The 7075-nt window shown below is 59.4% G+C and carries 6 protein-coding genes; 3 read left to right on the top strand and 3 right to left on the bottom strand.

All coding sequences use genetic code 11. The annotated features are described in order from the left end of the window. Positions 1 to 85: 85 nt before the first annotated feature. Positions 86 to 988, bottom strand: a complete 903-nt coding sequence (locus QMX86_RS26735; protein WP_273526362.1) for a homocysteine S-methyltransferase family protein — start codon at positions 986 to 988, stop codon at positions 86 to 88. A gap of 113 nt (positions 989 to 1101) precedes the next feature. On the opposite strand from QMX86_RS26735, the gene QMX86_RS26730 reads away from it, so the two are divergent. Next, the gene (locus QMX86_RS26730; RefSeq protein WP_016772458.1) at positions 1102 to 1920 is read left to right on the top strand and encodes an ABC transporter substrate-binding protein; all 819 of its coding nucleotides are present in this window, start codon (positions 1102 to 1104) and stop codon (positions 1918 to 1920) included. Further along, positions 1917 to 2753, top strand: a complete 837-nt coding sequence (locus QMX86_RS26725; RefSeq protein WP_123441880.1) for an amino acid ABC transporter permease — start codon at positions 1917 to 1919, stop codon at positions 2751 to 2753. Before QMX86_RS26730 ends, QMX86_RS26725 begins: the two co-directional genes overlap by 4 nt. 7 nt (positions 2754 to 2760) lie before the next feature. Here QMX86_RS26725 and QMX86_RS26720 read toward each other — a convergent pair whose 3' ends face one another. Both QMX86_RS26720 and QMX86_RS26715 read right to left on the bottom strand, forming a co-directional pair. Then, complete coding sequence (locus QMX86_RS26720) at positions 2761 to 3039, bottom strand: helix-turn-helix transcriptional regulator (protein WP_252873598.1); 279 nt, start codon at positions 3037 to 3039, stop codon at positions 2761 to 2763. Beyond that, the gene (locus QMX86_RS26715) at positions 3036 to 4385 is read right to left on the bottom strand and encodes a HipA domain-containing protein (RefSeq protein WP_282387221.1); all 1350 of its coding nucleotides are present in this window, start codon (positions 4383 to 4385) and stop codon (positions 3036 to 3038) included. The genes QMX86_RS26720 and QMX86_RS26715 overlap by 4 nt, the downstream gene beginning before the upstream one ends. Positions 4386 to 4755: 370 nt before the next feature. Here QMX86_RS26715 and QMX86_RS26710 point away from each other — a divergent pair, with 370 nt between their 5' ends. Beyond that, the gene (locus QMX86_RS26710; protein ID WP_282387220.1) at positions 4756 to 6981 is read left to right on the top strand and encodes an autotransporter outer membrane beta-barrel domain-containing protein; all 2226 of its coding nucleotides are present in this window, start codon (positions 4756 to 4758) and stop codon (positions 6979 to 6981) included. Positions 6982 to 7075 lie beyond the last annotated feature (94 nt).

Here is a 7075-nt window from a genome sequence, read left to right as displayed (position 1 = left end):
CGAAGGCGCTGTGTCAGTCACTGAAATATTGACTGACTGACCGCTTTCGCGAGCAGGCTCGCTCCCACAATTGGCGGGGCTTTTCTTAACGACGCAGTTCTTGCGCCAGCACCGCAATGTGCTCCGGGCCGATCCCGCAGCAACCACCCAGATGACTGGCGCCGCGCTGTTGCCAGTCCAGCGCCCAGTGCAGATACCCAGGCGGATCGAGATCGTCACGCAACGGGTCGAGCCCGTCGTTGGCCGTGGCTTCTTTCGGTTGCGGAGGAAACGCGTTGGCATACGCGCCGATGTTGATCGTGACGCCGAGACGCTCAAAGGTTGCGCGCGCCGCGTCGATGGCCGCGCCAATCACTTCCGGCTGACTGCAGTTGAACAGCAGGGTTTCGACGCCAAGTTCAGCCGCCAGCGCAGCCGCTTCGGCTACCGGCTCACCGGAGCGCAGGCGCGGCACTTCATCGGTGTCTTCATCCTTGAGGGTGAACGACAGCCAGAACGGTTTACCGTCCTTCGGCAACCCGGCGTGAATGGCCCGCGCCTCGATAATCGAACTCTGGGTTTCCGCCAGCCACAGATCAACATGCGGGGCCAACCCATTGACCAGCGGCGTCAGCAGCTCGGTCACGCGATCCGCTTCGAACAGATCCGGACGATACGAACCAAACAGCGGCGGCAACGAACCGGCAACACGCACTGACTTGCCGGATGCCTGCACCGCCCGCCGTGCCAACTCCCCCGCCAGTGCCGCAAGCGCCTGGCCTTCAGCCGCAAATCGCGCTTCGCCAATGTGAAATGGCACCACCGCGTAACTGTTGCTGGTGATCACGTCGGCGCCGCTGTTGATGTACGCGGAATGCACCGCCTCGACCGCCTGCGGCGCTTCACTCAGCGCCAGTGCCGACCACTCCGGTTGGCGAAACGGTGCGCCGGCGCGTTGCAACTCGCGGCCCATGCCGCCATCGAGAATGACCCTGTTCGCTGCGCCCATATGCTTTTCACTCATATGCTTATGAAAATAACTCACTATCAGAGTCGTTCTTATAACTATTTAATACGCACCACTCAGTTAATAACAACCTCTTTTTTCAACAGGAAGCAACTGTGAAACTCCAACCGCTATTGGCCCTGGGCCTGACCATTCTGGCCTCCACCCAAGCCTTCGGCGGCGCGACGCTGGACCGCGTCGAGCAGAAAAAAGAGCTGGTCGGCGTGCTTATGGAAAGCTATCCGCCCTTCTCGTTTCTCAATGAGCAGAATCAACTCGACGGTTTCGATGTCGACGTTGCCAAAGCGGTGGCGGACAAGCTTGGCGTCAAACTGCGTCTGGAAACGCCGTCCTGGGACGTGATCGCCGCCGGCCGCTGGAGCGGGCGCTACGACATCTGCATCTGCTCGATGACCCCGAGCAAGGCCCGCGCCGAGGTGTTCGACTTCCCGGTCGAGTACTACGCCTCGCCAGCGGTGATCGTGGTCAACGCCAAGGACGATCGCATCCACAGCGCCAAGGACCTGAGCGGCAAAAAGGTCGGCCTGACCAGCGCCTCCAGCTACGAAAGTTATCTGAACAAGAACCTGGTCATCGAAGGCGCCGAGGATACGCAGTTGCAGTATCCGTTCGAGGATGTGCAGATCGCTCCGTACGACACCGACAACGTCGCCTTCCAGGATCTGGGCCTGGGCGCCGGCGTGCGCCTGGATGCGATCCTCACCAATCTGGTCACCGCACAGCCGCGCCTGAACCAGGACCAGCGCTTCAAACTGGCCGGCGAACCGCTCTACTCGGAACCCAACTCGGTAGCCATCGAAAAGGGTGACCCGCAGTGGGACGCCAAGGTGCGCGAGGTGTTCGCACAACTGAAACAGGACGGCACCCTGAGCAAGCTGTCGCAGAAATGGATCGGCGCCGATATCAGCCAATGACTTCCTTTCCGACCCCGCCCCAGCCACCGCAACCGGTGGCTGAAACACGCCTGCAAAAGCTCTTTGGTTTCCGAACGCGCCTGTACCTGACGTGGGCGGCGCTGTTCTGCCTGTTTGCCGGATTCTTCCTCAGCTTCGACCTGAAGTTCGCGATCATCCTCGACAAGCTGCCCAACCTCGTTGGCCTGAAGCTGGCGCCGAACGGCTTCCTGCAAGGCGCAGCGCTGACGCTGTTTCTCTGCGCATGCTCGATCATCGCCTCGTCGCTGCTCGGTTTCATCACCGCGCTGGCGCGCCTGTCGAACAGCGCCGTCGCATTTGGCATCGCCAGTTTCTACACCTCGTTCTTTCGCGGCACGCCACTGCTGATCCAGATCCTGCTGATCTACCTCGGCTTGCCGCAACTGGGCATCGTCCCCGGCGCCATCGTCGCCGGCATCATTGCCCTGTCGCTGAATTACGGCGCCTACCTGAGCGAAATCTTCCGCGCCGGCATCCTCGGCGTCGATCACGGCCAACGCGAAGCATCCCTGGCGCTTGGCCTGCGCGAAAGCGTGATCTTCTGGCGCATCACCCTGCCCCAGGCCATGCGCACGATTATCCCGCCGACCACCAACCAGTTCATCTCGATGCTCAAGGACTCGTCGCTGATCTCGGTAATGGGCGTCTGGGAAGTGATGTTTCTCGCCCAGTCCTACGGGCGCTCAAGCTATCGCTACATCGAAATGCTCACCACGGCGGCGATCATCTACTGGCTGCTGTCGATCGGGCTGGAGCTGATTCAGGCACGGATGGAGCGGCATTACGGCAAGGCGTATGTGCGGCGTGGCTGAAGCGTATTCAAACGGTGTCCCGACGTATCCGCACAACGCCCATTTTCATGCCGAACGGGCGGAACACCGCGTTCAGCGACTTCAGCGTCTGATTGCCTTCGCCATGTTCGATATGCACCAGCGTGCGCACAGAAATCTTGCACATCTTCGCGAACTGGGACTGATGCAGACCGGTGACTTCGACCCGTAAACGGCGCACGGCGTCACCGATTTCCAGAGTACCTTCGGCCAATGATTGCTGAATGCTTTCGATGAGCGCCGTGCGCTCGAGGACGGTCAGACTCATTGCAGGTCCCACTCTTGCAAACGTTGCTCGAGGTTTTTCAGATGAACGCTCGGGTGATTCATGGTTCTGGCGGGCAAACCGCTGGCCGCAAGAATATCCGGCAGTGCGGCCAGACGGCGGGCATCCGCGCGCAGGCCCTCGAACAGCGCCGAGGCATCCAGCCCCGCCAACGAATCGTGCGGATCTGCGCTATCGGCCAATACCCGGCAGACACCTCGCCAATCGACATCGCCCGCCCGCTCCAACTCTCTTGGCCATTTGGTCGTACGAGTCACGCCTTCGTCATCCATGACCATCGGGGCGAGGTCATAAATCGGCGCGAGCTGGAAAGCGTTCTCTTGCCGGATGATCGCCGTGTTACGACCGTGGTTATCTGAGTTTCCGAGGATTTTATTGATCAGGTCGCGACGCAGATAATCTGCGACGAGGCCGGCAATCTGGCTGGCCTGACCCGCTTTGCGCCAGAGCCCGGCGAGCATGCGGATCACTTCCAGATGATTCATGGCGCTGCCTGGCGTCGTCACTTCTGCCAGCGAATAAATCGATTCGACGGCAAAGCGCGACACCGCCCCATCTTTCACTTGTCGATCAAAACGCCGCATCCACAAACTCGGTTTGTTCGCCTCTTCCAAGGCCAGGCCTTCTGCCGCGACCGTTTCGATGCCCAATGTTTGCAGCGCTTTGTAGTAATGGAATTCGCTGCGCAGGATGTCCTGGTCGGCCTGCCCGCCCCTGTTTCTGGCGAATTTCACAAACCAGTGCTGTCGCACTTCTTCATCGTCCAGTACCGCATCGGGATACAGAAGCCCGGCGCTGTTCTCTGCCAGTAATAGCTTCGGAGCTTCCCCACCTGCCCCCGTCGCGCCACCGATGGCCGCGCCCAGCTCGTAGACATATTCAAGAAAGCGGTTGTCGCGGCTAATGACCTCCTCGCGCTTGAATCCGATCGGCTTCCTCTCATCGACTGCTTCCGCCGATTCCTTTATTCGCATGTTGCCAATGGGAGCCGGTGTACTGCGACCCAGCAGAAACAGATCGGCGCTGATCTCGGCGGGTCTTTCCTGACCCAGGCGGGCGAGCAGAAACCGCTTGGCTGCGCCTGCCGGTGCGATGTCGTGGACAAAGGCTGGTGTCTTCGCGCGCCGACCTTCCCAATCCAGCGGATACAGGGCACTCACGGCTTGGGAAAAAGCCGACCCGATCAACTCGATGTTTTCCACCAGATAGTCCGCTTCATAGCCAAAACTGCAGCGGCTTTCGAAGCCTTTTTCCGGATCATCGAAGTCAAGAATCATCGCGTCGTGCCATTGCCCGGCGGTGAAGATCTGGATTGTCAGGTTGTACATGTTGATTCCGTATGCATTTAAATGCAGCTCAACGAGAAAAAACTATTCATGCATGCAATATAGTGCATCCAAGCAGTTTCACGCGCCGGAATATCTGCAACAAAATGCAGATTAGCATTCCCATGTGGCCGTCTGAACGCAAATTAATGCAGTTAAGCGTCTGACGTGCCGCTGGTTAAGGTTCTTCAACGGTAGAAAGCCGTAGGAAAAAGAACAGCCACCACTGCGCAAAATCTCTGATTTGTGAAAACCAGTGAGGATTTTCTACACAACGATCCGATGTCGCCTGCGTGGATGCGGGAAGCGGCCGACATCGGTTTTTTTCAGGCAGCAATAGAGTTGGATTTTCTCGATACGGAAATCGAACCTGATGCCCACTCAACACCTATTCGCACCAAAACACCTGGCTCTGGCTATTTCACTGGCGCTGGGTGGCGTAGCGCTGGCTAACGCCGAGCAGTCCACTGAAGCAATCGAGCAGCCCCCAAACATGGAAACGACGGAGCAGCCCGAAGCCAACCCCAAGCAACAGGCGATGGAACGGCTCCAGGGTTTTCTCACTGACGCGAGCACGGTACCGATCACCTTCACGACACCGGAAACCGTGTTCAAAGGGACTGACGTCAACGACTTGATTACCCTCACAGACGGCGCAAGCTTCACTGGCCGGCTGGATGGCGGCAAGGGCGATAACGTGTTGTTTCTGAATGCTGCGGATGGCGGCGCGTTGAACGACACGCGCAACTTCAATGGGTTATTCGTCGCCCAAGGCAACTGGACGCTGAGCTCAAAGGGTGATTTTCATGAAGGCGTTCTGGTCAACAGCGGTGGGGCACTGACCAACCTTGGCAGCATCAAGGGTGATGTGTATGTCCAGAATGGCGGCAGTTTCGCCGGTAAAGGCACGGTGGGAAATCTTGAGGTGGGTGGGCTGCTCACCGTCAATGCAGCGCTTGGCGCACCTCGAGTGAAGGGTAATTTGCACTTGGCGCCTGGTGCCGAATTGGCTTACGAGGTCACTCCCGCTGGTGGTCAGACGATCAAGGTCGATGGCACAGCTCAGCTTGACGGCGCCACCCTGAAAGTCGTCGCGGCGGGTGAATATCCGCAGAGCAGCCAATACAAAATCATCGAAGCCCGTGAGGTGAAAGGCGAGTTTGGCCGGATCGAGAACGATCTGGCGTATATGACGGCCACGGCTCAATACAACAAGAAATCGGTTGGGCTGACTTACGCTCGCAATGATGTAGCACTTGAAAGCCTCGCGCCTACGGAAAACGCAGCTGCACTTGCAGGCAGTATTACCGGGCAGGAAGCATTAATTGCTACTACTGCACCGACCTCAACACCCACTTCGCCAATGCCCGCTTCAACTCCTACGGCAGCGGTCATCGCAGTGCCAGTGCCAGTGCCAGTGCCAGTGCCAGTCCTGACCTCGGTTGCAGCCCTGATTGAAGACTCCGCGCCAGCGACCTCATCGATACCAAACGAAATCTTGACTGCGCAAACCAGCGAAGCCGCCGCCCAGCCCGTGCCTCAACTTACAAAACCTGCTAACGCGGCAGTAGCCGCACTGCTGACCAGCGATAAAACCACCGCGCCCATCGCCCTCGATCAACTTGCCGCAGGCAGCAATGCCAACCTCGCCAAAGCCACGCTGAGCAGTATCACGCCGGTCAGTACGAGCATGCTCTCGGCGATGCGCCAACTGGACAACCGTTCCGGCTCTACTGACGGCTCGCGCAGTTCACCTCGTCAGGCCGCAGGCAGCGAAGACTCCGGGCGGGTGTGGATTCAGGCGCTGGGCCACGGCGGCAAGGTTGACCGCGACGCTGACGGCATCCTCCAACATGCCACGCAAGGGCTGGTCGTGGGCGCTGACTGGCGACTCGATGAGCACTGGCATGTCGGCCTGCTTGGCGGCAAATCGCAGACCAAACTCGATGCCCGCCAGTACGACGGCGACCTCGACAGCTGGCACCTCGGCGCCTACGCCATGCGTCAGGATGGCCCGCTGTCACTGCGCCTCGGCGCGACCTACGCGAGCCATGACGGCAGCAGCACACGGCGGGTCGCGTTCAAGGGTTTCAGCGATCGTCTCAAGGGCAACTACGACGCCCATACTCAACAGGCATTCGCCGAAGTCGGGTTCAATCTGGGCCGGGATAGCGTCACCCTCGAGCCCTACGCCAGCCTCGGCTATCAGCGTTATCAACGCGACAGCTACAACGAAAAGGGCGGCGACGCGGCACTGAAAGTCTACGGCCAGACCCGCGACAACTTCAGCAGCACCTTTGGCCTGCGGCTTGGGCAGATCAATACGCTGGATAACGGCATGCATTTGACCCCGCGCTTGAGCGCAGGCTGGAAACATACCTTCGGCGCGATCGACAGCGACACCCGCCAGCAACTGCGCAAGGGCGGCAAGCGCTTTGAAGTGACCGGGGCGACACTGGATCGGAACAGCCTCGCGGTGGATGCGGGGCTCGACCTTGGTCTATCGGCGGCGCACACACTGGGCGTGGGCTTAACGGGTGAGCTGGGTAATGACAGCCGAACGTACGGCGTGGCGGGTCAATGGCGCATGGCGTTCTGATGCATTAAGCACGCCTCCTGTGGGAGCGAGCCTGCTCGCGAAAGCGCTGGATCATACAAAGATGCTATTGGCTGACCTGGCGCATTCGCGAGCA

The organism is Pseudomonas sp. PS01270 (assembly GCF_029959775.1).
Taxonomy (GTDB): domain Bacteria; phylum Pseudomonadota; class Gammaproteobacteria; order Pseudomonadales; family Pseudomonadaceae; genus Aquipseudomonas; species Aquipseudomonas atacamensis.
The sequence above is the reverse complement of the archived record's forward strand: the minus strand, read 5'-3'. Positions and strand labels throughout refer to the sequence as shown.